The organism is Candidatus Brocadiaceae bacterium (assembly GCA_012728835.1).
Taxonomy (GTDB): domain Bacteria; phylum Planctomycetota; class Brocadiia; order SM23-32; family SM23-32; genus JAAYEJ01.
In genome coordinates, this window is sequence record JAAYEJ010000051.1 from 38,179 (window position 1) to 62,220 (window position 24,042).

The 24,042-nt window shown below is 69.6% G+C and carries 16 protein-coding genes, 1 other RNA gene and 2 pseudogenes; 8 read left to right on the top strand and 11 right to left on the bottom strand.

Features of this window, described 5'->3' with window-relative positions; translation table 11 throughout:
• The first annotated feature begins 129 nt into the window (after nucleotides 1–129).
• Nucleotides 130–618 carry a hypothetical protein gene (locus GXY85_07995; GenBank protein ID NLW50771.1) on the top strand — a complete coding sequence of 163 codons (489 nt, stop codon included), beginning with the start codon at nucleotides 130–132 and terminating at the stop codon, nucleotides 616–618.
• A gap of 35 nt (nucleotides 619–653) precedes the next feature.
• On the opposite strand, the gene GXY85_08000 is transcribed toward GXY85_07995, so the two are convergent.
• On the bottom strand, nucleotides 654–1,211 hold the full coding sequence (locus GXY85_08000; protein NLW50772.1) for a hypothetical protein: 558 nt from the start codon (nucleotides 1,209–1,211) through the stop codon (nucleotides 654–656).
• 215 nt (nucleotides 1,212–1,426) lie between these two features.
• Between GXY85_08000 and GXY85_08005 the strand changes: the two genes are divergently transcribed.
• The 4 genes from GXY85_08005 to GXY85_08020 all read left to right on the top strand — a co-directional run bounded on the left by GXY85_08005 (nucleotide 1,427) and on the right by GXY85_08020 (nucleotide 5,395).
• Nucleotides 1,427–2,329 carry a hypothetical protein gene (locus GXY85_08005; protein ID NLW50773.1) on the top strand — a complete coding sequence of 301 codons (903 nt, stop codon included), beginning with the start codon at nucleotides 1,427–1,429 and terminating at the stop codon, nucleotides 2,327–2,329.
• A gap of 121 nt (nucleotides 2,330–2,450) precedes the next feature.
• Nucleotides 2,451–2,972 carry a DUF116 domain-containing protein gene (locus tag GXY85_08010; protein ID NLW50774.1) on the top strand — a complete coding sequence of 174 codons (522 nt, stop codon included), beginning with the start codon at nucleotides 2,451–2,453 and terminating at the stop codon, nucleotides 2,970–2,972.
• A complete protein-coding gene (locus GXY85_08015) occupies nucleotides 2,969–4,090 on the top strand; it encodes a radical SAM protein (protein ID NLW50775.1) in 1,122 nt (373 codons plus the stop codon). The genes GXY85_08010 and GXY85_08015 overlap by 4 nt, the downstream gene beginning before the upstream one ends.
• Nucleotides 4,091–4,276: 186 nt before the next feature.
• Nucleotides 4,277–5,395: a PAS domain S-box protein gene (locus GXY85_08020; protein ID NLW50776.1), complete on the top strand. Its 1,119-nt coding sequence runs from the start codon at nucleotides 4,277–4,279 to the stop codon at nucleotides 5,393–5,395.
• Nucleotides 5,396–5,423: 28 nt separating this feature from the next.
• On the opposite strand, the gene GXY85_08025 is transcribed toward GXY85_08020, so the two are convergent.
• The 4 genes from GXY85_08025 to gcvH are packed head-to-tail and all read right to left on the bottom strand — an operon-like array spanning nucleotide 5,424 to nucleotide 9,365.
• The gene (locus tag GXY85_08025; protein ID NLW50777.1) at nucleotides 5,424–6,155 is read right to left on the bottom strand and encodes a lipoate--protein ligase family protein; all 732 of its coding nucleotides are present in this window, start codon (nucleotides 6,153–6,155) and stop codon (nucleotides 5,424–5,426) included.
• The gene (locus GXY85_08030) at nucleotides 6,155–7,627 is read right to left on the bottom strand and encodes an aminomethyl-transferring glycine dehydrogenase subunit GcvPB (GenBank protein NLW50778.1); all 1,473 of its coding nucleotides are present in this window, start codon (nucleotides 7,625–7,627) and stop codon (nucleotides 6,155–6,157) included. Before GXY85_08030 ends, GXY85_08025 begins: the two co-directional genes overlap by 1 nt.
• Entirely contained in the window at nucleotides 7,627–8,958 is a 1,332-nt protein-coding gene (locus GXY85_08035; protein ID NLW50779.1) for an aminomethyl-transferring glycine dehydrogenase subunit GcvPA, read from the bottom strand. The genes GXY85_08030 and GXY85_08035 overlap by 1 nt, the downstream gene beginning before the upstream one ends.
• 23 nt (nucleotides 8,959–8,981) lie before the next feature.
• Nucleotides 8,982–9,365 (bottom strand): glycine cleavage system protein GcvH, encoded by a 384-nt coding sequence (gene gcvH, locus GXY85_08040; protein NLW50780.1) that lies wholly within the window; start codon nucleotides 9,363–9,365, stop codon nucleotides 8,982–8,984.
• A 285-nt stretch (nucleotides 9,366–9,650) separates the two neighbouring features.
• Here gcvH and GXY85_08045 point away from each other — a divergent pair, with 285 nt between their 5' ends.
• On the top strand, nucleotides 9,651–11,549 hold the full coding sequence (locus GXY85_08045) for a preprotein translocase subunit SecA (protein ID NLW50781.1): 1,899 nt from the start codon (nucleotides 9,651–9,653) through the stop codon (nucleotides 11,547–11,549).
• Between the two features lie 3 nt (nucleotides 11,550–11,552).
• Here GXY85_08045 and GXY85_08050 read toward each other — a convergent pair whose 3' ends face one another.
• The 5 genes and pseudogenes from GXY85_08050 to GXY85_08070 all read right to left on the bottom strand — a co-directional run bounded on the left by GXY85_08050 (nucleotide 11,553) and on the right by GXY85_08070 (nucleotide 20,057).
• Nucleotides 11,553–13,733, bottom strand: coding sequence for an HlyD family efflux transporter periplasmic adaptor subunit (locus GXY85_08050; GenBank protein ID NLW50782.1), 2,181 nt, complete (start codon nucleotides 13,731–13,733; stop codon nucleotides 11,553–11,555).
• Nucleotides 13,734–13,749: 16 nt separating this feature from the next.
• Complete coding sequence (locus GXY85_08055; protein NLW50783.1) at nucleotides 13,750–15,675, bottom strand: HlyD family efflux transporter periplasmic adaptor subunit; 1,926 nt, start codon at nucleotides 15,673–15,675, stop codon at nucleotides 13,750–13,752.
• Nucleotides 15,676–15,789: 114 nt separating this feature from the next.
• Entirely contained in the window at nucleotides 15,790–16,131 is a 342-nt protein-coding gene (locus GXY85_08060) for a DUF3467 domain-containing protein (protein NLW50784.1), read from the bottom strand.
• 33 nt (nucleotides 16,132–16,164) lie between these two features.
• Nucleotides 16,165–17,133 (bottom strand): efflux RND transporter periplasmic adaptor subunit, encoded by a 969-nt coding sequence (locus GXY85_08065; GenBank protein ID NLW50785.1) that lies wholly within the window; start codon nucleotides 17,131–17,133, stop codon nucleotides 16,165–16,167.
• A 1,637-nt stretch (nucleotides 17,134–18,770) separates the two neighbouring features.
• Nucleotides 18,771–20,057: pseudogene (locus GXY85_08070) on the bottom strand (S8 family serine peptidase).
• A 341-nt stretch (nucleotides 20,058–20,398) separates the two neighbouring features.
• Between GXY85_08070 and GXY85_08075 the strand changes: the two are divergent.
• Both GXY85_08075 and ssrA read left to right on the top strand, forming a co-directional pair.
• Nucleotides 20,399–22,762 carry a DUF5060 domain-containing protein gene (locus GXY85_08075; protein NLW50786.1) on the top strand — a complete coding sequence of 788 codons (2,364 nt, stop codon included), beginning with the start codon at nucleotides 20,399–20,401 and terminating at the stop codon, nucleotides 22,760–22,762.
• 103 nt (nucleotides 22,763–22,865) lie between these two features.
• Nucleotides 22,866–23,241, top strand: a transfer-messenger RNA (tmRNA) gene (gene ssrA / locus GXY85_08080).
• A gap of 146 nt (nucleotides 23,242–23,387) precedes the next feature.
• Here the strand turns inward: ssrA and GXY85_08085 are convergent.
• Nucleotides 23,388–23,927: pseudogene (locus tag GXY85_08085) on the bottom strand (site-specific integrase).
• Between the last annotated feature and the right edge of the window lie 115 nt (nucleotides 23,928–24,042).

Here is a 24,042-nt window from a genome sequence, read left to right on the forward strand (position 1 = left end):
GTTGCCGGCTGCCGCAGGACGATCGGCAGCCGCGCAGGTTCCGTTTGCGATGCCGGCGGCTCCTGCGATATCATAGTCGATTCGAGCAGCGGTTGGCGCAGCCGCATGACTCAGGGCCGAGAGGCAGATATGGACGCATCCGAGAAGTCCCGGCGCAACGGCGGTTCCGAGGCGGAACAGCCTTCACAGGAACTGAGCGAACGGCTCCGAGTCACCGAGTACTTCTGGGCCCGGTTCGCCGAGGAGGTCCGCCGGGCGGAGCGTTACGGCCGTTTCCTCACGGTGGTGTTCGTCCACTGCGACAACGTCGGCGCGCGGCACGTCTTCAACAGCATGCGCCCACTCATGCGCAGCACCGACATCGTGGAGGTCGTCTGCAGCCGGCGGCCCGCCGACGCCGCGGCCGGAGCGCACGATGCCGGCCGGGACCACGTGGTGATGATCCTGCCCGAGACCGGCCGGAACGGGGGACGGATGATCGTGGATCGGCTGCGGACCCATCTGGCGGACCTGGGCGCGCCGGGCATCGGGATCGCCCACTACCCCGACGACTCCACCCAGCCCAACACGCTGTTCTCCATCGCCCGGGAGCGGGCGGAGGCGTGCGCGCAGCCCTGACAGCCCGTAGAAGAAGTGCGGCACGGGCCGCCCTCTCACACCGACGCGCTCCAGCCGGGCAGCCAGGGGCGGTGGACGGGATCGCTCGCGCGGCCCTCGCGCACCCTGCGCACGTGTTCCCCGTAGGCCCGAAGGAAGTTGCCCTGGTGCAGTTCGTCGATCATCTGCGCCTGGAGTGACAGCGACAGCTCGGCCGGCCTGGCCAGGCCGATGCGGTCGATCACCACACGATGTCGCCTCTCCCATCCGCTGCCCGGCTCGCCCGGGCCGGTCTCGGTGTGGGATTCGCAGACCGAGACGTAGAGCCCGCACTCTCCGGCCGGGCCTTCGGCCGCGCAGACGGCGTACTCGGTCACCCGGCCTTCGGCGGCCTCGATGGCGAACGCAAACCGGCCGGCATGGGCCTGGTAGTGGCCGCAGCCGTCCGGACCCCAGTCCCGGGCGTCCTCGGCGTAGTGCGAGGCGCGGAACGGGACGCCCAGTTCCCGGATGGCCCGGTCCAGCGGCCCGACGGCCTCGGCAATCAACCCGCCGGCGTCGCGGGGCAGGCGACGCAGCGCGTCCAGGGGATCCTCTGCAGTCTGCGCGCTCATCGGCACCTCTCGGCCAGATGCCTTGCGAATCCGGCCGATGGCCCGAAGCGGGCCACGGGGGCGGCCGGACGATGTCACTGAGATGATAGACCTCCACCGGTCACTACTCAAGTGCAGGCGTTGACGTTCGGCACCGCGGCCCGTATCCTATCCCCCGGAGGGCTGTCCGGCGCCGGCGCCCTCCCGCCCCTTGCCCCTGCTGAGGTGCAGCCGCCATGCTCGCGTCACTGCCCGAAGGATACGGCCTGGCCGCCGAGTACCCCCGCGACCGGGGCGTCGAGCGGCACTCCGCCGTCGTATTCGCCGACGGCTTTGAGCGCTACCAGCCCGGGCCGCTGCCCGGAGGCTTCCGGAAGGCGCAGGAGAAGCTCTGGGACTCCTCCGGCGGCGCCTGTCGCGTCGCGGACGCGCCCGACGACGTGCACGGAGACGGCCAGGCGCTGGAGATGCGCATCCCGCGCCCCGGCGACGCCCCCGGCGGCGCCCACGTGCAGAAGTTCTTCGACCCGGGGTTCGACGCCCTGTTCCTGCGCTACTACGCCATGTTCGACGCGTCCAACGACCTCCACCACGGCGGCGCGCACAACGGCGGCGGCATCGCCGCCCGGGCGCCGGGCGTGCCGCAGGCCTGCCCGGGCATCCGGGCGGATGGTTCTGCCAAGTTCACGGTCGTCCTGGACACGTGGCGCAGCCGCCCCGAGGTCCCTTCGCCCGGCCCGCTGGTCACCTACGTCTACCACATGGATCAGGGCGGCCGCTGGGGCGACCAGTTCTTCCCGTCCGGCCGCGTCGTCCCCTCGCGCGCCCCCATCTTCGGGGAGCACTTCGTCCCCCGGCCGGACTTCATCCCCGAGCAGGGGCGCTGGCACTGCTACGAGCTGATGGTGCACGCCAACGTGCCGGGCCGGCGCGACGGCCGCATCGCCTTCTGGGTGGACGGCCGACTGCTGGCCGACTTCCCCAACCTGCGTCTCCGCAACGTCTCATCCCTGAAGGCAAACCGCATCGACCTGGGTGTCTACACGCACAACTCCCGCACGGTCAGGGACGTTGTCATGCGCTTCGACGACGTCGTGGCGGCCACCGCCTACATCGGCCCGCAGGCCGACGTGCGGTAGCGGCCGCCGGGCGCGCTCGGGCGCCGTCCGTTGCGGCTTGCGGCGGGGACGCGGTATCATGCGTCTTTCAGCGAGTCCGGCGCTGTCGGCCGGAGCGCGCGCCCTGCCGGAGTATGAACCGATGAACAAACCACCGTCCGAAGTGGAGGCACTGGTTGCACGGCTGACCTCGGCGAACGGCCGGGACGAGGACATGGCCGAGACCCTGACCGCCATCGTGGCCGAGAAGAACCGGCGCTACTCCATGCGCTACCTGCGCACGCCCTATGCCGACCGACTGGTTCTGCTGCCGCAGTGCCTGCGCTCCACGGAGCACTGCCAGGCGACCGAGCACAGCAGCGACTACGTATGCGCGCGGTGCCGGGCGTGCAGGGTGGACGAGATACTGACCATCGCCGGTAGCCTGGGCTACAAGGGCGTGCGGCTGCTCAAGGGCGGAAGCGCCGTGATGCGGGTGATCGAGGAGACCCGCCCGAAGGCGCTGCTGGCCGTCTGCTGCCCGATCGAGGCGGTGATGGGCGTCGTCGTGTGCGAGCGGCTCGGGGTGCCCGCCTTCTGCGTACCCCTGCTGCGGGCCGGGTGCTCGGACACCGACGTGGACATGAACGATCTGCGTAGCGTCATGGAGGCCATAGTCACGTGAACGACCGCTTCTTCCTCTGCTACTTCGAGACGACGCGCCGCTGCAATCTGCAATGCGCCTACTGCATGGCCCGCCCGGAGACGCCGCCCGAGGGGCGCGAGCTGACCACCGAGGAGGCCAAGACCCTGGTTCTGGACGAACTGGCCAAGGTCTCGTCCAACGTCGCGGTCGCCTTCTCCGGCGGGGAACACCTTCTGCGCCCGGACGCCTACGAGCTGCTCGCCTACGCTGCGCAGCTCGGTATCTGGAGCTTCGTCAACACGAACGGGAAGGTGCTCGTTGAAACGGACGCGATCCGCCGGTCCGTCGAGGCGACCGGCGGGAAGGTCGTCTTCGCCCTGCCCCTGAACTCGCTGGACGTGGACACGAACCGGGCCACCCGCGACGACGGCCCGTCCACCGTGCTGGAGGCCGCCGAGCGGTGCCGTGAGGAAGGGGCGGACTACTTTGCGCTGGTCACCGTCTCGCGACAGAACCTGGACAGCCTGGACCGCACCATGCGCTTCCTGAAGCTGGCCGGGGTGCCCGTGCTTCGGGCTCCCTTCGTGCCCAGGGGGGCCGGCGCGCAGTTCCGCGAGCTGCTCTTCGACTCGGACGACATGCGCGGCGTCATCCACCCCGCCCTGACGGACAACCCCCTGGCCTACATCTCCTTCACCCCGTTCTTCGCCGCCCCGGAATCGCTGGAGGACCACTGGGCGAGGTCCAACGTGCGAATCTCGGGCCTTGGCTGCCAGGCCGGGCGGAGCTTCGCCGCCGTCGGCGCGGAAGGCGGGGTGGCCCCCTGTGTCCAACTGCTCGACAGCGGCGCCGTGTGCGGCAACGTGCGCCAGGCTCCGCTGGCCGAGACCATCCTCTCCTCGCCGACCTTCACAGCCCTGCGGGACAGAGGCAACCTGAAGGGGAAATGCGGCCGATGCCGCTACCGGGATGCCTGCGGAGGCTGCCGCGCACTCGCCTACTACCACAACGGCGACATCCTGGCGGAAGACCCCACGTGCTTCTTCGAACCGCAGGATGAGCAGACGCGCTGCGACCTCGAGGAGTACCAGACGGCGCAGGTTGCGCAGTTCGTCCAGTCGCTGCGCCGCCTCGAACCGTGGAAATCGATGTTCTGACCCGCCGTGCACGCGCGCCCGGTTGCCCGCCCATGGGCCGAGGGTGTCATGCACGGTCCCTCAATTGCCCCCTTGACGGTGCCGCCCGACGGCGGTATCGTCAAGGAGGATGCAACGGGAGCACGCGGGGGCTCGCGCCGTTCTGCGGCCCGCCCTTTCAGACTGCGCGGTCAGGGACGGAGCGCCATGCAGTATGTATGGCCGGAAGAGCCGGAGGAAGGGCTGGCCGCGCACGACGTGCGCGATCTGATCGTCGCGGGCGTCATGCTCGTAGCGCTGGCGGCCACGGAGCTGCACAGCTACCTGCTCTTCCACGGCCTGGCCGAGACGTTCAGCATCGTCATCGCCTGCGCGATCTTCATCGTCGCCTGGAACACGCGGCGCTTCACGCCCAACAGCTACTTCCTCCTCCTGGGCATCGCCTACGTGTTCGTGGCGCTTCTGGATGCCCTCCACATGCTCATCTACGAGGGCATGGGCGTCCTGGCGACCCCCAACGCGGACTACCCGGTGCAGTTGTGGATCGGCGCGCGGTTCATGCAGAGCGTCTCGCTGCTGCTCTTCGTCGCCTTCCTGGACATGCGGGTGCGGGCCAACGTCGTGGTGCCGCTGTATGCGCTCACCACGGCGGTGTTCCTTCTGTCCGTCTTCTACTGGGACGTCTTCCCCGACTGCTACGTGGCCGGGCAGGGCCTGACGCGGTTCAAGCGGTTCGCCGAGTATGCCATCTGCGTGCTCCTGCTGGCGTCCATGGTCTGGCTGTATCGCCGGCGTCGGCACCTGGACCGCCGGGTGATGCAGTTGCTGCTGCTGTCGATCGGCGCAACGGTCCTCTCGGAACTATCGTTCGCCCACTACCACCACCTCTACGGCTGGCAGAACAAGCTGGGGCACCTCCTGAAGATCGTGTCCTTCTACCTGGCCTACAAGGCGGTGATCGAACGGACGCTGGTGGCGCCCTACGCCACGCTGTTCCGGGATCTGCGCAGCACGCAGGAGTCGTTGCGCGTCAGCGGCGTGCGCTTTCGCCGGCTGGTCGAGGAGGTGGGCGCGGGCATCCTGGTGATCGGCCGCACCGGCGAGGTGCGCTACATCAACCCGGCTGCCGAAGCCCTTCTGGGCATGAAGGCGAGCGAGGTCCAGGACAGACCGTTCGTCTTCCCCGCCGTCGCCGGCCGAACCGCCGAGATCCGCGTCGAGCGGGCCGACAGGCCGCCGGTTACCGCACGGATGCGGACCGTGCAGACGTCGTGGGAGGGCGAGCCCTGCCGGCTCGTGTCGCTGCACCGCGTCGAGGAGGACTGAGGCGCGGGGACGGCGCGCCGGCGCTCGCCTACCGGCGCAGGGTCCACTCGTCGTTCCGGTACCGGGCCTCGGCCAGGGACTCGACCTCGCGCCGCATGTCCCCCCGGACCTCGAACGGCGGCTGCGCCCGAGCCGCCTCGAAGGCGACCGCCAGGGCCGCACACAGAGCGGCCGCGCCGCAGGGCAGGTTGGCCACGAAGGCGCCGTGCGGGCGGCCCCCCCGGTACTCCGGCCGGGCCTCCGGCTCCCGAAGGTACCGCGACAGGTCGGCGATCCGCAGGCCGTAGAGCAGTGTCCCGTGGTGCAGGACGAAGCGACGGCCGCGCTTCTGGGCGCTGCCGCCGACCTTCCGCCCGTCCACGGCCAGGTCCGACAGCCCCGCCCGGCCACAGCGGGGGCACTGCGGTGCCAGGGCGGCCGCCAGACGCCCCACAATCCAGTCGTAGGAGGCGTGCACGCCCCGGAGGGCGGGCCGTGCCTCGGTGTCGAGCGTCACGGAGTAGTTCAGGCAGCCCGGGCCGATCAGGACGGTGCCGCCGCCGGAAGCGCGCCGGAGGACCGGCACGCCGTCGCGCCGGCACGCGTCCGTGTGCACGTCGCGCACGCAGCGCGAGGAGACGCCCAGGACCACGGCGGGCCGATGGACCTCGTAAACGCGCAGGCACTCGCCGAGGCGGCCGGATTCGGCCCACCGGAGCGTCATCTCGTCGCAGGCCAGGTGGCCGGCGGGATCGTCGGCATCGAACCGCAGGGGGAGCATCAGCCGCCGTTCTCGGCCGGAACGGGGGGCACGTAGCAGAGGTCCGGCTTCCGGGCGGCCGCCACCTCATCGAGCCGTCCCACGGGCGTTGTCGTCGGGCACCGGTGCAGGCTGTCCGGATCGCGCCGGGCCGTCTCGGCGATCTCGATCATGGCATCGGCGAAGGCGTCGAGCGTCTCACGGCTCTCGCACTCGGTGGGCTCGATCATCAGCGCCTCGGGCACGGTCAGCGGGAAGTAGACCGTTGGGGCATGGAATCCCCTGTCCAGAAGGGCCTTGGCCACGTCGAGCGCCCGGACCCCGCCGGCGGCCTGCCGCGACGCGCTGAGCACGAACTCGTGCATGCACGTGCGGTCGAAGGGCAGATCGTAGTGCGCGCGCAGGCGGGTGCGCAGGTAGTTGGCGTTCAGGACGGCGTTCTCGGCGACGCGGGCCAGCCCCTCGCCGCCGAGTGCGAGGATGTAGGCGTATGCGCGCAGCACGACGCCGAAGTTGCCGTAGAACGGCGCGAGTTGACCGATCGAGTCCGGCCGGTCGACCGCCAGCGCGAACGTGCCGTCCGGGCGCCTCTCCACGGCGGGCGTGGGCAGGAAGCGCCGCAGGCGCTCCACAACGCCGACCGGCCCGGCGCCCGGCCCGCCGCCGCCGTGCGGCGTGCCGAACGTCTTGTGCAGGTTCAGGTGCACGAGGTCGAAGCCCACGTCGCCCGGCCGCACGCGCCCCAGGATGGCGTTCAGGTTGGCGCCGTCGTAGTAGACGAGGCCGTCCACCGCATGGACGGCGTCGGCGATCCGCCGCACGTTCGGGTTGAACAGGCCCAGGGTGTTGGGGCAGGTCAGCATGAGGGCGGCCGTCTCGTCGTCGACGAGTTCGCGCACCCCGTCCGCATCGAGCACGCCGCTGTCGTCGGTCGGCGCAACGACGACGTCGAAGCCGGCCAGGGCGGCGCTGGCGGGGTTCGTGCCGTGCGCCGAGTCCGGGATCAGCACCTTCGTCTTCCGGTTGCCGCGCGCCCGGTGGTAGGCGGCGACGATCATCGCGCCGGTCAGTTCGCCGTGAGCGCCCGCCATCGGCTGCATGGTGAACTCGGCCATGCCGGTGATCTCGCAGAGCAGCTCCCCTGCGTCGTGAAGGACCTGCAGCGCGCCCTGCGTGCGGGACTCGCCGCCGGGCAGTTGGGCCAGCAGGGGATGCAGTTGCGCGAACCCGTCCAGCCGCGCCACGTCTTCCAGGATGCGCGGGTTGTACTTCATCGTGCACGAGCCGAGCGGGTAGAAGTTCGTGTCCACGCAGAAGTTGCGCTGAGAAAGCCGCGTGAAATGCCGCACGGCGTCCAGCTCGGAGACCTCCGCCAGGGCGGCGTCCTCTGCGCGGAGGCACCCGGGGGGCAGTGCGGCCTCCTCGGGCACGTCTCGGGACGGCAGTCGGTGGGCGCGACGTCCGGCGACGCTCTGCTCGTAGATCAGCCTCATCACAGCACCTCCTCGAACGCCTGCGCAAGGGAGTCGATCTGGCGTTTGCTGCGCCGTTCGGTCACCGCAACCAGCAGGAGGCGTTCCATGCCGTCGTAGTAGCGTCCGAGCGGCAGCCCGGCCGCGCAGCCGGCCTCCAGCATCCGGCCGGCGACCTCGGCGGCGTTCTCGGGCAGTTCGCAGACGAACTCGTTGAACGTGGGGCCGCCGGCGACGACGCGCAGCCCGGGCACGCCGTCGAGCCGCCGGCGGGCGTAGGCCGCCTTGTCGGCGCAGAGCCGGGCGAGGTCCTTGAGCCCCTGTCGGCCCATCAGTGTCAGGTAGATCAGCGACCCCAGCGCGCAGAGGGCCTCGTTCGTGCAGATGTTGCTGGTTGCCCGCTCGCGCCGGATGTGCTGCTCGCGCGTCTGCAGGGTCAGGACGAACCCGCGCCGCCCGCGCGAGTCGGCCGTCCGGCCCACGAGCCGGCCCGGCATCTGGCGCACGTGCCGCTGCCGCGTGGCCATGAAACCGAGGTACGGGCCGCCGAAGGAGAGCGGCAGGCCCAGGCTCTGCCCTTCGCCCGTGACGATGTCCGCACCCATCTCGCCGGGCGTCTTCAGAAGGCCCAGGGACACGGGGTAGCAGCCCATGAGCGCCAGGGCGCCGCACTCGTGGGCTGCCTCCACGACGTCGGACAGGTCGTCGACGCCGCCGAAGAAGTCGGGGTTCTGCAGGACCACGGCGGCCGTCTCGCCGTCCAGTCGGGCGCGCACGGCGGCGCGGTCGGTCGGCCCCGGGTGCGGCGGCAGGTCCACCAGATCGACCGGCAGGTTGCGGGTGTAGGCGGCGAGCATGCGGCGGTAGATGGGGTTGACGCCGCCGGCCAGGACGACGCGGCTGCGGCCCGTCGTGCGCAACGCCATCATGACGGCCTCGCAGAGCGCCGTGCCGCCGTCGTAGAGGCTGGCGTTGGCCACCTCCATGCCGGTCAGGCGGCAGATGGCCGTCTGGTACTCGTAGATGGCCTGGAGCGTCCCCTGGGACACCTCGGGCTGGTAGGGCGTGTAGGGGGTGTAGAGTTCCCCGCGCCGCAGCAGCGCGTCGACGGCGGCCGGCACGTAGTGGTCGTAGAACCCGCCGCCCAGGAAGACGGCCAGGCCGGTGTCGTTCTGCTCGGCCAGGTCGCGCAGGTGCGCACGCACGTCCATCTCCGAACGCCCGGCGGGCAGGCGGAAGCTGCGGGCGCGCAGTTCGGAGGGGATGTCCGCAAAGAGGTCCTCCATGCTCTCGACGTCGATGGCGGCGAGCATCCTCCGCCGGTCCTCGTCCGTGTTGCTGATGTAGGGCATGACGATGGGCGCCCGTGGGCGCCCTACTCCTCCTCACTCAGGAAGGCCTCGTACTCGGCGGCCGTGAGCAGCCCCTCGGCCTGGGCCGGATCGGCGACCGACACGCGGATCAGCCATCCGTTGCCGAAGGGATCGGCGTTGACGAGTTCGGGCTCGGACTCGAGTGCGTCATTGGCCGCGACCACCTCGCCGTCGAGCGGGGCGTTCAGATCGCTGACGGCCTTGACGGACTCGATCGACCCGAACGGCTGTCCGGACCGGAGCTTCTGCCCCGGGACGGGCAGTTCCACGAACGTCACGTCGCCGAGCTGCTCGGCCGCATGCTCCGTGATGCCGACCAGCGCGTCGTGTCCCTCGATCCTGATCCATTCATGGCTGCGCGTGTAACGACGGTCGTCGGGTGCCATCTTGCCTCCTTCTGCCTGGTTGTCGGGTCGGTCCCACGAAGACACCTGCGCCGAGAGGCGGGCGGGTGCGGCATGCGGGGGACACGGCGGACGCCTCCTATTTGTAAACAAAGGGCTGCGTGCTGTCAAGCAAGCGCCGGCGCACGCACGCGCGGTTGCGCCCGGCCCGGCCCTCTGCTATAAAGGTCCCTGCGGACGAACCGCCCGGGGTGCACGCCGGAGGCCGCGTGCCGCTTCCGTTCCGCGCGGCGCGCATCCGCCGCCCGACGCCCTGCATCGGTAGCCATGTGGATCGCTGATCTCCCATACGCAGTCGCCGGTCGAATCAGGCGGCGGGCCATCCGGCCCGCGCTCGAACAGGTGAACGCCCTGGAGGCCGAGGTCGGCCGCCGGTCCGATGCCGATCTGAAGGGGGCTGCGGCCCGGCTCCGCCAGCGCCTGAGTCTGGGAGCCACCCAGGACGAACTTCTGCCGGAGGCGTTCGCCCTGGTGCGCGAGGCAGCCCGGCGCACGGTCGGCCAGCGTCATTACGACGTGCAGGTGCTGGGCGCCGCCGCGATCCACCGGGGCTGGGTGGCCGAGATGCAGACCGGCGAGGGCAAGACGCTCGTGGCCACCATGCCCGCCTTCCTGAACGCCCTGCCCGGACGCGGCGTGCACGTGGTGACGACCAACGACTACCTGGCCGGGCGCGACGCCGAATGGATGGGCGGCATCTACCGCGCGCTGGGCCTGACGGTCGGCTGCGTTGTCCATGGCATGTCCGACGGCGACCGGGTGAAGGCCTACCAGGCGGACATCACCTACGGAACCAACAAGGAGTTCGCGTTCGATTACCTGCGCGACCAACTGCGTCAGGATGCCGCACGACGCCATCGCCGGGGCGGGATCCTCGAGTCGAGCGCCAACGCCGGACCGCAGCGCGTGCAGCGCTCGCACCACTTCGCCATCGTCGACGAGGTGGACAGCATCCTGATCGACGAGGCCCGCGTGCCGCTGATCATCGCCGAGCGCGAGGAGGCGGAATCGCCCTACGCGGCCGCCTATCGCGCGGCGCGCGCGCTGGCCCTGCAGCTCCGGGCGGGCCGCGACTACACGCTGGACATGGCGCGGCGCAACGTCGAGCTGACGACGTCCGGCATCGCCCAGGCCCGCCGGACGCCGGCGCCCGCCCTGCCGCCGAACCGCCCGTTCGAGCATCTGGTGCGCCAGGCCCTGCAGGCCGAGCACATGTTCGAGCGGGATCGCGACTACCTCTTGGTCGACGGCAAGGTGTCCATCGTCGACGAGTTCACGGGCCGCATGCTGGCGGACCGGTCGTGGTCGCTCGGTCTGCACCAGTCGGTCGAGACCAAGGAAGACGTCGCGGTCACCGACGAGAACCGGACGCTGGCGTCGGTCACGTTCCAGCGCTACTTTCGCCTGTACAAGAAGCTGGCCGGCATGACGGGCACCGCGCGCGAGTCGCGGGGCGAGCTGCGCCGGGTCTTCAACCTCCCCGTGCTGGCCGTCCCCACGAACAGGCCGCTGATCCGCCGCGCCCATCCCTGCCGCGTGTTCAGCACATGGGACCGGAAGTACGCGGCCATCCTGGAGCGTATCCGCGAACTGCACGCGCAGGGGCGCCCGGTGCTGGTGGGCACCCGGTCCGTCTACCGCAGCGAGGTCATCAGCCGGATGCTGACCGACTGCGGCATCGACCACAGCGTCCTGAACGCCCGGCACCACGCCGAGGAGGCCGCCATCGTCGCGGAGGCCGGCGGGCCCGGCCGGGTGACGATCGCCACGAACATGGCGGGCCGCGGCGTGGACATCATGCTCGGGGCCGGCGTCGAGGCGCTGGGCGGCCTGCACGTCCTGGGCACCGAGCTGCACGAGGCCGCACGCATCGACCGGCAACTCGGCGGGCGCGCCGCCCGCCAGGGCGACCCGGGCAGCTTCGAGTTCTTCGTGTCGCTGGAAGACGAACTCCTGGTCCGCTGGAACCGTGCGGTGGCCGCCTGGCTGCGGCGTCGGGCCGCGCGGCGCAAGGGGCGCCCGCCGGGCCGTCACTGGATCCTGGTCTTCGAGCTGGCTCAGCGCAGGATCGAGGCCCGCCACCTGCGCATCCGCCTGGACCTGCTGGAGCGGGACAAGAAGCTCGAGGAGATGAAGGGCACGCTGGGCGTTCCCTCCTGGGGCTGACCGTCAGATCAGGAACCGCCGGTGCAGCACGCGCCGGAGCCGCAGCCAGAACTGCTCGCCCAGCGGCTGGCGCCCGACCAGGAAGCGCGCGGTGCCCGTCACCCCCACGGGCGGCGCCTCGGAGCCCTGGTCCAGCACCACGTCGACCCGGTACCAGGGCAGCAGCGTCCGGTCCCGATCGGGCGCCTCCGGATCCATCAGCACATCTCCCCCGCCGACGTTCGTCAGCGAGATGGGCGGTGCCGTGGTGGTGGCCGCGGGGCGCACACGCTCGATGATGCCTTCGAACACGCGGTCGGGCGTGCTGCGGAACTTGATGCGCACGGGGGCGTCCAGCGCACTGCGGATCACCGGCACGTCGGCGCCGTCCACGACGGCGATCACCCGCAGCTTGCCCAGCGACGCCACGGTGAATATCTGATCGCCCCGCTGCAGGAACAGCCCGCCGACGCGCTCCAGTTCCGGCGCGATGACCTGCCCGTCGAAGGGCGCCCGGATCGTCAGCGACTCCTTGTGCTCCCTGAGCTGCGCCAGGTCCTTCTCCAGCATCTCCAGGCGGTACGCGACGGCCTGGGCCGCTGCGGGGTCGCTGCCGACCAGCCGCTGGTAGCGGGCCCGGGCGCCGGCGATCGTCTTCTGCAGCCGCAGGATGCTGAAGTCGAGCTGCTCGTTGCTCATGACGGCCAGCGTCTGGCCGGCAGTCACGTGCTGCCCGTCGCACACGAACACCCTGTCCAGGAACCCCGGCCAGTCGGCGCGGAGCACCTGCAGTTCATGCGGCTCCATGGCACAGGGCACGCGCACACTGCTGGCGACCGGCTGCACGCCCAGCAGCACGAAGAGCGCGGCGGCGGTCGCCCCGGTCACCAGCACGGCCCGGGCGCGCACCGGCCGGGTCTCCTTCGCGAAGAAGACGTACTTCAGCACCTTCACCAGCGGGGTGAGCACCCACAGGACGGCCACGCCGACCGCCAGGGCGACCCCGATGAAGAACAGCTTCGAGGCGATGAACAGGATGATCCCCGTGACGATGACGCAGCGATACAGGGTCGAGAGCACTCCGTAGCCCACGAACCACGCCTTCTCGCGCGGCGAGTCCGTTGATGCGGGCAGCCGCTGGCCGATGACGTAGCGCTTGACCAGGTAGAGGAGGTACTCGCTGGAGCGCTGGCGCAGGTTGGCGATCTCCAGGTAGTCCGCCAGGATGTAATAGGCGTCGTAGCGCAGCAGCGGGTTGCCGTTGAACAGGATCGTCGAGACGCTGGCGATGAAGATCATGTTGTACAGGATCGTGCGCAGGAGGCTCGGTTCGAGCGACAACCATGCGAACAGCGCCAGGGCGGCGATGAACAACTCCGTCATCATGCCGCCGCAGCCCACGAGCACCTTGTGCCACTTGCCCGGGAACGCCCAGACGGGCGTCGTGTCCACGTAGAGCAGCGGCATGAAGATGAGGAACATCACCCCCATCCGATGCACCTCGGCACCCTGGTTCTTCGCGGCGTAGGCATGCCCCAGCTCGTGGCAGCCCTTGATGAGCATGAAGGACACGTAGAGCAGGACGAGGTTGCCGGGGGCCAGGATGCCGTTGGCCGGCCGCATGAGTTCGGCGGCGTTGTAGAAGAACGCCACGATCGCCGCCCCGATCGTCAGAAGCCAGACCAGGAGGAACCCCCGCGAGAACACCCACCGCACGTAGGGCATCGTGGCGTTCAGGAAGCGCTCCGGGTCCACCAGCGGGATCGTCACGTACATGAAGCTGGCGAACTTCTGCTTCCTGCGGTCGCGCCGCTTCTTCATGGCGCGCTCAACGCCCCAGCGCGACTCCTCCCCCGGGTCGGGCACGGTCAGGTTCGCGTGGCGCAGCATGAGCGCGAACTGGGCCAGCTCGCGGAAGGAGGGCGCGTCGTTGCCGTGCTTCTTGCGCAGGCGGTCGTAGACCGTGCCGAGCGTCGTCTGGCCGTCCATCTGGGCCAGGATCTCGCGCTCCACCAGGCCGATGCGGTAGTACTGCAGGCTGACGGGGTCCTGCAGCACGAAGCAGCGCGCGCCGCGGAACGTCTGGGGCACCACGTCCGTGTCCGGCCGCAGCCGCGGCTTCTGCTCGCGCAACTGGGGGGCGTACTCCTCGAACTCCAGCTCGCTGGACAGGTCGAAGTCCGGCTTCCTCGGCCCGAAGAGCATCACGCACCTCCCCCCTCTACCACCACAGGCGCATGCGGACCCAGTTGAGGAGCTTGCGCGTCCACACCCAGGTCACGTTGCGCCGGTCCACCCGCACCTTGGCGGCGCCCTCCATCCCCGGCCGGAGCCAGCCGTCGTCGTTGCGCACGAGGGCCTCGGCGACGTAGACGCTGGCCCCCCCGCGCACCTCCGGCATGGGGCGCACGTTGCCCACGGTGAACTCGATGGCCTGGTCGGGCTTCGCCTTCGTCGTGAAGCGGCCCGCCTGGCCCCGGGAGAGGTAGTGCACGTCTCCCTGGCTGACCTGCACCTCCAGGACCATCTCCTCCAGGGGGGCCACCTCGATCAACTGCTCCCCCTGCTTGACCGGCCGCCCGACGCTGTGCGTCAGGTCGCCGGCCGTCACGATGCCCGCGAACTCCGCCCTCAGCTCCACCCGCGCCAGGTAGCTCTCCAGAAGGTCGATCTCCGCCCGGAGCATCTCCCCTTCGGCCTTCGCCTCTTCGTACTCGGACACCTTCTGTTCGCCCAGCAGCGTGCCCATCCGCTTGCGGACGCCGGTCAGCTTGCTCCGTGCCTCGCGCAGGCGCATGTCCAGCTCCTCACGGTCGAACCCGACCAGCACGTCCCCCGGCGCCACCGTGTCGCCGGGACGCACCGGCGCGCGCCGCATGGTCGTGTCGAACGGGGCGGCATAGACCTGCCGGTAGTACGGCTCCAGCGTACAGCTTCCCTTGAGGTTGAACTCCACCCGCCCGAACACGGCGAAGGCGACCAGGGCGGCTGCGGCCAGGGCGCCGGCCTTGCGCCAGGGATGCTCCTTGCCGAACGTCCAGGCGGCCGCCGCCTTCAGGGCGTCGCGCGTGCGCGCGACCGGCCCGCGCGAGTTCTGACGGGCCAGGTTCATCACGGGGCCGATCTGCCCGGCGGCGATGTCGATGACCTGGCGCAGCTCGTCCGTCAGTGGCGTCGAGCCGAACTCCAGCGTCCAGGCGCCGATCACCTCGCCTTCGCGCCGCATCGGGACCGTGTAGACGGTCTGCATGCCCCGTCCGGTGGCCAGGAGTTCGTGCTGGGGGTTGCGCACGGTCTGCTCGGCCCGCGCCTCGCCGGCGGCCGCTGCCTCGTAGAGCCCCGCTTCGGCCGAGACGAGGACCTCCGTCTGCGTGGCGGCGACCTGGCGCACCATGTTGCTGCGCGGGTCCAGGATGTCCTCGCCCGAGATGGCCGCCACGGCGATCTTCTGGCCCTTCACGAACCCGACCGACGCGCGCTCCGCCCCGAAGGCGACCCGCGAGCGGTCGGCCAGCACCTGCGCCATCTCGTCGTCGCGGGTGAACGCCAGCGTCTCCCCCACCAGTTCCCAGGCGGCCGAGAGCAGGTCGTAGAATCGCTGGTAGCGCGCCGACGACTTCACGGCGCCATAGAGCATCCCGAAGTCCGCCAGGAGGCGCAGCATCGCGATGCCGGCGTCGGTCAGGACGGGGCTGCGCTGGGGCACCACGACGGTGACGCAGCCCTCGGTCTGCTCGTCGCCCCGGACCGGGAAGCCCAGGGCCATGTGCTTTTCGCCCGTCAGCAGTTCGCCGTCCGCCTCGCCGACGGCCTGGTAGCGGATGATGGTCTGGCGTATGACGCCGGCCGCCATCTCGCCGAGGGTCCGGCCCCACGCCCGGGCGCCCTGCTCGGACACCTTCGGGGCGAGTTCGGCCACGGCGTCCAGCACGCCCCGTTCCGCATCCACACGCCAGTAGGCGCCGTAGATGGCGTCCGAGAGCGAGACGAGACCTCGCAGCACCTCCTCGATGAACGTCTCCGGAGGGGTGCCGGGGCGACAGACCTGCTGGACCGAGTCGATCAGCGCCAGGATCGGCAGGCGCGCATCGGCCCGGTCCTGCGCCGTCTGTTCAGCGGGGCCCTGGTGCGTCTCTGAGGTGCTCACTGACCGAGCCGCCCTTCCATGCTGGGACATCCGATCCCGCCGCAGGCCGCAGAGCGCGCTCCCGTCGCGCGGGCCGACGGACCCGGCCGCCGGCCGGGCGGACCGAGCCTGCGCTTACGTGTTGGGCTCGGCGTCGGCGCCGGGCACCGGAGCCACCTGGGGGGTGGTCTCAATCAGGCCGTGGCGTGCTTCATAGCGCTTGATCAGGTTGCCCAGCGTCATCGCCAGACGCTTGGCGGACGGGTAGGTCATGATGATGCGGTTGGATATCTCGGCGTTGACCTCGCGCTGAGCCGTCGGCGGCGTGATGTTCGTGCCGAAGTTCAGGACGACCTCCTCCGGGGTGCTCGTCAACACCGCGATGTTCGCATAGGCGGTCGCCGTGTTCTCGTAACGGAGGTTCAGCGTGCCGCGCTGCTGCTCGTCCGACGCCTGATCGCTTCTCTCTTTGGCCATAGCCGCACTCGCCTTCCTGGTTGAATCGCTTGACTACTCGCTGAGTTCAAACCGAAGCGGTCCCCGCGCGCCCGCCGCCACGGACCCGTCGGGGTTCGGCAGTGTCAGCTTCACACGGTACGTCTCGCTGCCGACATTGGCAACCCTGTCCACCACAACGACTTCGCACTCGAGTTCGCGCTCCAGATACGGGATGGACAGGCGCGCCGTCATGCCCGGGTGGATGCGTCCGAATGTCTCGATCGGCGCGTTCGCGACCACATACAGCGGGTCCAGACAGACCATCTGCAGCATCGGATTGTGGATTTCCACGGCCTCGCCCGGGCGCTTGGCAATCCGCAGTATCCGCCCGTCGATCGGCGCACGCACGATCGTCTGTGCCAGCCGTTCGTCCTCCAGTATGTTGGCGGCCTCACTGGCGGTCAGCGTCGCCTCGGCCGCACGCACCCGCCACTCGGCCAGGTCCCGATCGAGCCGGGCCTTCACGCACTCCACCTCCGGAATCACCTTCTGCGCAAACAGGTCGGCCGAACGCTCATACTCGGCCGTGATGACCTCGCAGTTGGTCTGCTCAGCCTTCAGTTGCACCTCGGCCGCCTCCGTCTGGGCCTGCTGCCACCGGCGCCGCGCCTCCACCACGCCGGCCGCAAACCGCACCAGCACCTGTCCCCTGGTGACCCGATCGCCTTCCTCCACATCCACGGCACCGATCACACCGCCGATCTCGGCAGCGATCTCCAGGTCGCGAAACGGCAGCGTGATGGCGTCGCACACCACCACGGAGACGCCATCGTCCGCGGAGGGCGCGGCCGGGGATTCCTCCGGCGTGAAGGGCCGCTCGGGCTCCTGCCGGGCCGACACCGTCGGCCGCATGGCGGCGTGGGCGACCGCCCCGATCGCGGGAGGATCGACGGGGGGTGTTCCGGCCGGCTGCATGGGGCCGCCGCGCGGGACGCACAGGGCCAGGGCGCCCAGAAGAGCGACGCCGAGCATGACCGCCATGTGCCTTCGTGCACTGGACTGCGCCATTCCGTCCGTACCCCGCTCCTTACCGCAACGGCCCGTGCTGTCTGGAACCCGACGCGCTGCCCGGCAGCCCCGCCCCATCAGGCTGCTGCAGCACCGGCCGCCACACCCAGAGGGGGAACGCACACCACACCGGGCAAGGACATCCGCCGCCCCGGCACGGCACCCGACAATCCGCCATCAAAGGCTCACGCAGCCGCTCACAGGACGGTGTAGTAGACGGGCAGCGCCGGACCGAAGAACATCCTCCTCTGGATCCGGCTGATCCCTCCGACCTTCAGCGATCCGAACGTGTAGGCGCCGATGCCCGGTCCGTCGATCTGCCCGGCGATGTCCACCTTGCCGATGGACCCGAGCAGGAAGCCCGCGTATGCCTCGGCGTACGCGAGGTTCAGCTCTCCCATCACGGGGGTCGCTCCGGCGGCGATCAGCGAGTTCGTCACGCTCCCCACGCCGCCGTACAGGCCGAATGAGTGCTTGACGCGGAAACTGCCGATACTGGCGGGCCGGTAGGTGTCCGCATCGGCGCCGAGCCCTCCGACCTGAAGGTCCGCACCCAGCTCGGCGCCGGCCAGCATGCGGAGGCCGGAGACCGTTCCGCCCACGTCCACCTTCCCGATCGAGAAGCCGGCCAGCACCTGAACACCCAACATGTTGACGCCCCCTTCAGAGACGTCGAATCCCATGATCGAGGCGCTCCGGAGCGCTCCCAGCGTGCCGCCCATCACGATGTGGGAACCGAACCAGATCGCGCCGCCGACACGGATGTCGGCCGCCGAACCACCGATGTCGATGGTGCTGACCAGGTTGCTGTCCCAGTAACCCTCCATCGCGCCCCCAATGGACAGCTTCCCGGAGTTCCCGCCGACGCGGATCGGCATCCACTGACTGCCGCCGATGTCGATCTGCGAGCTGGAGCCGGCGACCGTGATCGCGCCGATGGCGGTCCCCGCCATGGAGATCTTCCCGGAGTTCCCGTCCACCACGGTGTCGCCCAGAACCGAGCCCTTGACCTTCAACTGGCCCAGGCCGCCGAAGTAGAGGTCCGCCGGGACAAACCGGGGGATGTCGACCTTGCCGGCCTGCCCGTCGATGTAGATCCCGGTGAAATCGCTCGTCACGCCGTCGCCGTCGATGTCATCCGGCAGTATCTGCCCGTCGAGCACGGCCCCGTTCAGGTTTGCGCCGGTGACGCCGGACCTCAGCTTGATGCTCCCGACCGGGCTGTTGGAGACGACGTATGTGATGTTCGCCATGCCGGCGCGGTTGTCCTGGATCTTCTTCACGAACGACGCACCGGAGATCACCACGCCCACGCCGTCCTGCCCGGGGCCGCCACCGAACGTGACGCTCTTGATCTGCTGGCCGCCTCCGAACCGCACGTCGACCGCCAGCGGGTCGACGTTCACGAACCCCTGGGTGTCGTAGATCGTCACCGAGACCGGAGCGCTCACGAACGCGGCCACCGGGATGTTGATCGGGTCGTCGAACATCACCCGCTGGACCGTCGCCAGCGCGTTGACCCGCCCGCCGGTGGCAACCAGTCCGTCCAGCCACGGCATGTACTCCGCCCCGGCCAGGATGGCGTCGCGCACCTGTTCCATCGAGGCGGCCGGATTGGCCGACCAGGCCAGCACGGCGATGCCGGCGACGACCGGCGTCGCCATGCTTGTGCCACTCAGGAAGCTGGCATACGTGCCCGCCAGCCACGTGCTGTAGATGCCGTGCCCCGGCGCGGCCACGTCGACCGACCGCACGCCGTAGTTGCTGAAGCTGGCCAGCCGGTCGTTGTGGTCCGTGGCGGCGACGGAGATGATGTTCGGCAGATCGTAGCTGGAGGGATAATGCGGCAACAGGTCGTTCTCCATCCCCTCGTTGCCCGCCGCGGCGATGAACAGGCCGCCCACCGCGCCGTAGGCGGCGATGGCCGTCTGCAGGTCCGGCTCGAATCCGCCGCCTCCCCAGCTGTTGTTCGTGACCAGCACGTTGGCGCCGGGGTTGCCGTCGCCGTCGCCGTTGTCGAACTCCGCCTTCATCATCGTGGCGTAGTTGATGGCCGCAATGGCCCCGGAGGTCAGTCCGCCCTCAGGGCCAAGGAAACGCAGGGCCATGATGCTCACGTCCCATGCCACGCCCGTCACGCCCATCGCGTTGTTGCCCGCGGCCCCGATGGTGCCGGCCACGTGTGTTCCGTGCCCGTTCTCGTCCATCGGGTCCGCATCGTCCGCAAAGAAGTCCCAGCCGTAGACGTCGTCGATGAACCCGTTCCCGTCGTCATCCACACCGGGGGTGCCGCCCAGTTCGAGCTGGTTCACCCAGATGTTGTCGACCAGGTCCGGATGCGTGTAGTCCACGCCCGTGTCGATCACGCCGACAACGATGCCCGAGGAGCCGGTCGTGGTGTCCCACGCCTCGACGGCGTCGATGTCCGCGTCGAAGATGCCGCCGCTCTGCCCGGTGTTGTTCAGATGCCACTGATTCGGCGCGAAGTTGGTGTCGTCCGGCACCGCCAGGGGCTGGATCAGCGCGTTGGGCGTGTACATGGCGACGTTCGGGTTCGCGCTCAGCCAGCTCTCCACGGCCCCGGCCTCGGCGCCCCGCGTGGAGATCAGGATCTGCCCCTGCATCCCCAGCCCCTGCAGGACGGTGAACTCGATGCCACCGGACAGCAGGGTCGCGCTCTCGGCCACGCCGGCGACGCTCTGGGCGGCCTGGCCGGTGAACTGCACGATCCACTGGTCCTTGACCACCTCGACGGTCCGCCCGCGCAACTCCCTGAGTTCGGTCCCGTAGTCGCCCAGTGTGCCCTGGACGCCGCCGCTGTAGTCCGGCGTCCGCTCGAACCAGGCGGGCGCCACGACCAGCGACGCGGTGCTCAGCCAGCCGTCGCCACTGAGCATCACCCGCGGCTCCAGCGGCTGCAGAGAAAGAGAGACCTTCGCGTGCTTCGCAGTCCGGATGTCCTTGCCCACAAACCCCATGTCAAACCTCCGGCGCGCGTAGATTGCTGGGATGACGGCGATCAGAGCAGTTCGCTATTCCACCTGAAGAGGAACGTACACCATTCCCCGGATCTTCCCAACTACTCGGACTTATTGCTGCGCACAGTGTATCGCCTGACTACGGCAACGTCAAGCCCTTTCAGAGCTTGCGCGCGGGGGCCCCCCCGCCCTGACGCCCCGCCCCCCGGGCGTGTATAATAATGGGGACACCGTCCATTCCAGCGAACACGGGAGACTGCATGCGCGCCGCACTCCTCCTGGCAGCCGTCCTCGTCCTGGCCCCGCCGGCGCAGGCGGCCGAACACCTCTCCGGCCCCCACGCCGAAGGTTGCCGATGGCACATGCTCGACGGCGGCCGCCTGTCCGAAACCCCCGCCCCCGCCGCCGGGGCCTCGGACGCCCCGGCGGAGGGCCTCTGCGTCCGCGCAAGCCTGCCCGGCGAGGCCGGCATCGGCTGCGCCTTGACCGACGGGCGGGGACGCTGGCACGCCTTCACGCACCTGGCCCTCCGCCTGTACGTCCCCCCGGACGCCCCGGCAGGCATCCGCCCCATCGTCTACCTGCGGGACGCCGAGCTGGCCTACTTCCAGCACCTGCCGCCGGGCGCCCTGACCGTCGGCGCCTGGACCGATCTGGAGATCGACCTGACCGATCGCAGCCCCCACTGGCAGCCCGCCGGCCACTACATGCCCTGGCACGGATACTGCCGCCAGGACGTCCAGGAGGTCGGCGTCAAGTTCTTCGGCGACGTCGACTACGACGGCCCCCTGTTCGTGGACCGCGTCCGCCTGTGGCAGGACCCGGAGGCCCTGCCGACCCGGAACGCCATCTACAACCTGCGCGCCAATGCGGCCACCATCGGCCGCTACGAGTGCTTCGAACTCTCCTTCCACCTTGCCCGCATCTACGACAACCCCTTCGACCCCGACGAGGTGGACGTCCGGGCGCTCATCACCGACCCCGACGGGGCCACGGTCCGCGTGCCCGGCTTCTTCTACCAGGGCTACGTGCGACGCATGGAGCGCGGCGCCCAGGTGCTCGTGCCCATGGGCCGGAGCCAGTGGAAGGTGCGCTTCGCCCCCCGCCGGCCGGGCACCTACACCTACCGGATCGAGGTCGACGACGGCCAACTCCTGCAGAGCGACCCCGGGCAGTTCGTCTGTGTCGAGAGCGGCGGCCGGGGCTTCGTCCGCCGCAGCGCCGCGGATCCGGACTACCTGGAGTTCGACGACGGCTCGTTCTACTACCCCATCGGGCACAACATCGCCGCCACCTTCGACGTGCGGGCCCGCAAGCTCGGCGTCAACATCCCCGCCGCCGAAGGCACCTTCGCCTACGACCGCTTCCTGCAGCGCATGGGCGCCGCCGGCGAGAACTTCGCCCGCATCTGGATGTCCCCCTGGAGCTTCGGCATCGAATGGACCCGGGACTACGACACCCACTTCAAGGGCCTCGGCCGCTACAGCCTCCAGCGCGCCTGGTGCCTGGACCACGTCCTGGACACCGCCCGCAAGCACGGCGTCTACATCATGCTCCTGCTCACATCCCATGGGGAACTCGGCACGGTCGAGAGCGACTTCAAGGGCAACGACCCCCAGCAGCGCCAGGGCAGCCCCTACTGGAGCCGCTACGGCGGCCCCCTGGACGAGGCCGTCGAGGTCTATGCCTCCGAAGAGGCCCGCAAATACTACCTGCGCAAGGTCCGCTACATCGCAGCCCGCTGGGGCTACGCAACCTCCATCATGGCCTGGGAGGTCTTCAACGAACCGGACCTGGCCTTCTCCCGCGGCCCCCAGGCCGTCGAATACGGGCGGCAGGTCGCCGAGTTCGTGCGCCCCGTCTTCGAACACCTGAAGGCGCACGACCCGTCCGGACGCCTCCTGACCACCAACTACTGGCAGCCGCTTGCGCGCCACGCCCTCCCCGTGCTGCAACTGGACGACATGGACCTGTTCGCCGCCCACGTCTTCAGCCCCGACCTCAGCAGCGAACTGGCCTCCATGCGTCGATACATCAAGACCCAGTTCGACCTCCTCCTGCTGGTCACCGAGGCCGACGTCACCGCACATGCCGAGAACGCCGAACACACCATCCGCGTCATGCACGAGACCCTCTGGGCCTCCTGCACCCTCCCCATGGCCGGCACCGCCTGCCCGTGGTGGTGGGTGCTGATCGACCGCAGGGACCTCTACGGCATGTTCTCAGCCGTCGCCGCGTTCACGCGCGGCGAGGACCGGCGCGGCATGGGCTACGACGCCGCCGGCGCCATCGCCAACGACACGGACCGGCGCCGACGCCGCCTGCGCGCCCAGTGCCTCCGTGCCCAGGCCCCGGGCGTCCCCTACCGCGCCCTCTGCTGGATCTGGGCGCCCGACTACTTCACCGCCCACGCCATCGGCGAGGAGGAGACCGCCACCCCCGCCACGCTCCGCCTGCCGGGCACCCCGGACGGCCGCTACGCCGTCGAGGTCTGGGACACGCGCGCCGGCCGGCCCATCGAGCGCAAGGAGGTCGCCTGCGAAGGCGGCACACTCATCTTCGACCTGCCCGCCTTCGTCGGCGACGTCGCGTGCAAGGTCTGGGCGCTCCCGGAGCAACCGTAAGTCATTGGCCGCCGGAGAGTTCGGACTTCGACTCGGCCTCTGGGCGATGGATGAACGCATTGACAGCAGCCCCCGCCCCGGCTATAATGGGGTTCAAGTCACCGGGGGCGAAAGGGCTTCGACCTGGCTCCGGAGGCGGAAGTGGCGCACCGAGGTTGTCAGGAGGCCTCGTAAAACACCTGGCAAAACCAAACATGCCGAGCCTACACCGGCATACGCAATGGCTGCGTAAATGCAGCCGCGCCTTCGTAGTCCGTGCCTGTCGGGCTGCGTGAGGCGAAAAGAATGCAGGCTGACCCGCTCTGAGCGCGGCCACGTCGCCGGCGGGGAACCCGGCAGAACCGGGCAAACGGGCTGGTCGGCGGCGCATCCCGTCAATCGGAGGCGCGCCGACGAGACAAACGTAGGTTGACTACGTGCGTAGAAGCTTCGGCCAGAAGGGCCATGGGACGCGGGTTCGATTCCCGCCGCCTCCACCATCCCCTGTCTTCCGTAAATCGTTGCTGGCTAAGGAGTTAGGGTTTTCATCCGGTCCCTCTGGGGCGTCCGAGTGCACGGATAGGGCACGATTTGTGCCTGACAGGATAGTCTCCCCCACCTTCTCCACCACTTCCCAGAGACGTTCGTCGCGCGCCTTCGCGTATACGTTCATGGTGAGTTCCGGAGTAGCGTGGCGAGCCAGCGTCTGCCCTTCCTTTGCCGTCGCGCCGGCTTCCATCACGAAGGTGACATAAGCTGCGCGGCAGGCGTGGAAGTCCACTCTGCCTTCTCCCGGCTTGACATCGGGAACGCCTGCGGCTTTGAGATCCTTGCGCAAGTCTCTGGCTGTCTGCGTCGGCACGAAGAGCAACGGGTTCTCCGGAATGCCCTTCGGCCTTGCGTCCCTGGGGCCGTAATGCCGCTCGTAAAGAGGCTTAGCCTTCTCAGCCTTTCCGAACTCAATGAGTTTCCCGACCAATGGCCGCGGGATGGGCTGCAGCCCCGGCTTTCGGTTCTTGGTCCAGGCCGGATCGAGAATCAGAGCCCCCGCCTGAACATCCACGCTCTCCAGCGTCAGTGACCGCAGTTCCCCCGCACGCAGTCCTGTGGTGAAGGCCTGCACTGCACCCCTGAAACTGGACAGGTGCCTTAGTTCGGGGTACCGTCCTGACAGAGGAGGGAGCAGTCATGCCGAAGCGACGCAAGTTCATGCCGGAGTTCAAGGCCCGCGTGGCACTCGCCCTGCTGGCCGGGGAACACACGCAGGCCGAGGTCTGCAAGTCACACCACGTCCTGCCCCA